A 3846-nucleotide genomic window follows, 5' to 3' on the forward strand; every position below is an offset into this window, starting at 1 on the left:
CGAATTTGCAATCGTCATAGGAGCAGACATAAATTGTTTCAGCGTACAAAAACGTGAGTTTATTGTTGTTTATATCCAGCATGATCTTTTCGTTCGATATTTTTGGGCGCAAATTAATGGCCAATGACGGTTTATCAGTTTTTGCATTGAAATATGGCAGATCTAATTGAGTCTCTGTATCTATAATTCGTTCGATGTGCCCCCATCCACCGTCTGTGAGTACCCAATACCTTGGGGTGATGAATATTTGCTGGTTAGGTACGGTTTTGGCTAAATTGGCGAGTAGCCGGATCGTCACGGGTGTTGGGGGAAGAGTACTCAGAGATTCTAGCGCGAAACCTGCTTTCTGCTTCATAAGCGCCTGCGCATCGGCATCCGATAGTTGTCCTTCCATTACCCGCTGACAAATTTGAGAGATTGCCTGAGGGTCTTCCCACTTTAATAGAATTTGTAGGCAATGCAATGCCAGCACAGTGCCTACCGAATGTCTGAGGATCATCCGAGCACTTTCAAGTTTGATAATTTTAGTACTCGGAAGGTATTGCAAATATGTTGTGAGCATTGAGTTCGTGCGTGGAAAAGCCTGATATAAGCGCTCCAGGTTTTTCGGTCGGTACATTTGAATGCGGATTGCGCTTTGGGTAGCTTTGTCTCGTTTACCAACCCAGTGATGCAAAGCTATAATTTGCTCCGGCGTAGCTTTATCGAGATTTTGGTAACACCAGGTAGTTTCTACATTGCAACGATCTTGATCATTGAGAGTTGTATATACACAAGCACGTTCAAAACGTAGCAAGAACTCGCGTTCTGGAGATTGTTCCAGCTGACTTGCTAACCATTTTAGATGATCTTGAGGCGTCGTCGTCTCTGCTAGGAAACTATCCTTTGGGGGATCAACAGGCGGTTCCTTTGGATACCAGGGAGTGGCAGTGAAAAAATGAAGGAGGTAACGGGATGGAGGTAACCCGGTTTCAGTAACCAGAAATTCTCCATCGGCGGCGTCAGGGATTTTGATTTCGACTGGATGATGCCAAGGCTGCCATTCGGACCAAATACGCACGCGGCGATTCCGTAACGGATGAGGCTCATCCCAGTACAAACAGAAAGTGGGTGGATCAAGATGTTTTATCCATTTAAAGGAAATGTCAAGCGTGCGATTCAGACGTAGGAGAGGGATTTTGGCTACCTCGTTCGTTTGCCCATCCAGAATAACCAGTCGAAATTCAAAAACCGGAATATCAGGCAGGTTGCGCACGGTATCAGTATATTGCCCCAAGGGAAAACGCCAGCGCGTGCGTAGACGGTGGGTTTCATGGGTATGACGACTTTCCTGAAGATGCTCTCCATTCTCCGGGTTGATCAGATGTAATGCTAACAACAGAGATTGTTCTGTAGGCAGCTCAACGTGGAGTGAGGCGGGGTCGCCTTCCCGGACGGCCTGCAAAATGGCATCAACCGGGCGCATGATAGGGGAAGTGTGCCAGGCCATTTCGCGTTCCGGTGACCCTTGCGGAAAAGCCCAACGCAGGCGGGGCACGGCCAGCGACACGGAAACCCGCACAGGGTCCTGGTCGATCTGGGGCATCACCAGATGTAGTTCAGCCAGGGAGGCCTCCGGGGCAACGGTGATAGCGAACTGCGTCCCTGTTGAGGTCACGGTGACGCCGTCTTCATCCCTAGTCTGAGGCTGAACCTGACAGTCTTCAGGCAGGGCAATGGTGAACTGGGCTGAAACTGCACCGTCTCGTCCAGGCAAGTAGTAGGGTTCTAAATCTTCAATATCCAATTCAGGCCATATGCGAAAGCGGATGGGAGTACGGAAACCCATTGGGCCACGCACGATACCTTGATAGGATCCAGCCGGTTGACTGTCAAGCAACGCGGTCAAAGGAAATTCAAAGGCATTGTCTTTGCATTCGATCTGATCGACGAAATCTTCAAGGGCATAAGATTGGTTGTCCAGTACAGGATTTGCAGCCCATCGGGAAGCCAACTCTATGCGCCAGCGCGACAACTCCTGTACAAACGTACGCCCCAGGCGGGTGGGGATGCGCAAGCGGGGCGGTTCGCCAATGTAGATGGGAACCTCGTTAGGGTCGGCGGTCTGGGACAGGATATCGCCTCCCGCCAATTCCGGTTCGGCGGCTCGCTCTTGGATTGGAATCGACACGAGCGGCTCTGCCTCCCCATCCTCCAGCAGGTGGATGACACTTGCTTTCTCGAAATCCCACCATCCCAATTGCCAATCTTCCCAATCTCCATAAAATTCCAAGAACTCTTGAATATGGTGGGCATTTTCGGCGCGCAGTTCAGCGGATCGGGGGTAGAGTAGCCAATACTCGTCGGCAGGGATAGTTAGCTCCCAACGCATCTGCCGCCCGTTATGGGGATGGAAAGCCAGCAGCGGCGGTTGGTCGGAGGTGGGAAGCAGGTGCAGCCACCGTGTAAGCAGGGCCTCTTCATGGATGGATACCAGGGTCCCCTCATCTGGGTTTTGACGGCAAAATGATACTTGCAGGGAATTGACTGGCGCATCCAACGGGATTTGGGATACACGCGTCTCCAGGCTATGTCCCCGTTGACGGACACGCACCCACTCGGTGTGTGTGAATAACTTTCCGGCAGCCCCATAGCCTTCAATTTCCCAGTAGTGAGATTGCGCTGCATGCTTCCCCTCAATGGGCTGTTGTGGGAGATGAAGGTAGAATTCCGGTTCCCAGGGGCTGAGTGAGATGTAGGGAACACGCATTCGCGGCCCGATTTTGTCATCCTGCTCCTCCTCCATGAACTGGCGGAAGGTGCGTATCACATAAGGGGGCAGGTTTAGTTCGACGGGGCTGGGAAGATCAAATTTTTGCAGGTAGAAACGGGCCATTTTCTGGCAGTTTTCTACGAATTCCAGCACGTAGTCGGGGGCGTGTTTCCGTCCAAATTCCAGGAAATACCGCACGGACGAATCCACAAACATCTGCACGGTACTACGCCCGAGCATTTCATCCACCAGCTCGGCGGTGGGCAGTTCGGCAAAACGGGACTGTTGAACACTGGGTAGTAAGATTTGCTCGAAGAAATCGGGTAATGAGTAGGCTGGAATACCAGCATGCAAACGAATAGGGGTGACGTAACGATACCCGCCTGCGCTCTTGAAGGTGGGTAGCCCAAATTCTTCAAGCGTGTCCATGAACATTTTCTTCCATCCCTGTTGTTGAGGTGTGTGATCGCCAACTCTCAAATTGTTTTCAATTACTCCCCAGTATTCGCGCTCAGTATTATGCGCGGCGACGTGGACAAGATAGGTAGCGAAGGTACGATAGTAGAAATCATCTAGCATTTTTGTGACTTTTGAAAGCTTGTTGCGCTGGATAAGCTCTCGAATTTCACCGCCAATCTCATCCACCTGGTCGCGCGTGAGTTGAATTTCACCCAGCAGAGTGATTTGGCTGAAGAAGGGTTTAAGGTATGTTTCCCACTCGGATAGATTTTTTGGCATGTTGTACCCCAAAGTAATAAGTTGAGCGTGGAGAGTGGTGTCAAAAAATAAATTTCTAAAAGTGACCATTGCCATCATAAAAATGGCTTTTGCTTCGGTACCCTTTTATGCAATAATTGGGCTGCTTGGCGGTCGGGAATGCGGTCGGAATGTCTACGGTTCTTTCTGCAAATAGCAATGGTAAGCCATTTTCTAATAATACTCCCTCACATACCCATACGCCTTCTCAAAGAGTTCCGTATCGGTATGCAGTTTGTACTTGAAGAGCGTGCGTCGTAGGGCTTTACGCACTTCGCGCTCACCCGCATTCGTGGCTTGCCACTCGGGGAAGCGGACTTTGCGGACGATGTCGTCGA

Annotated in this window: 2 protein-coding genes; both read right to left on the minus strand. The window is 50.5% G+C overall.

Annotation, left to right across the window (positions count from 1 at the left end):
- The coding region (locus tag HN413_16215) for a hypothetical protein (GenBank protein ID MBT3391944.1) at window positions 1-3490 on the minus strand (3490 nt) is incomplete at its 3' end.
- Window positions 3491-3682: 192 nt separating this feature from the next.
- Window positions 3683-3846 (minus strand): hypothetical protein (locus tag HN413_16220; GenBank protein ID MBT3391945.1); only part of this gene is annotated, 164 nt, incomplete at its 5' end.

This window comes from Chloroflexota bacterium (assembly GCA_018648225.1).
Taxonomy (GTDB): Bacteria; Chloroflexota; Anaerolineae; order Anaerolineales; family UBA11858; genus NIOZ-UU35.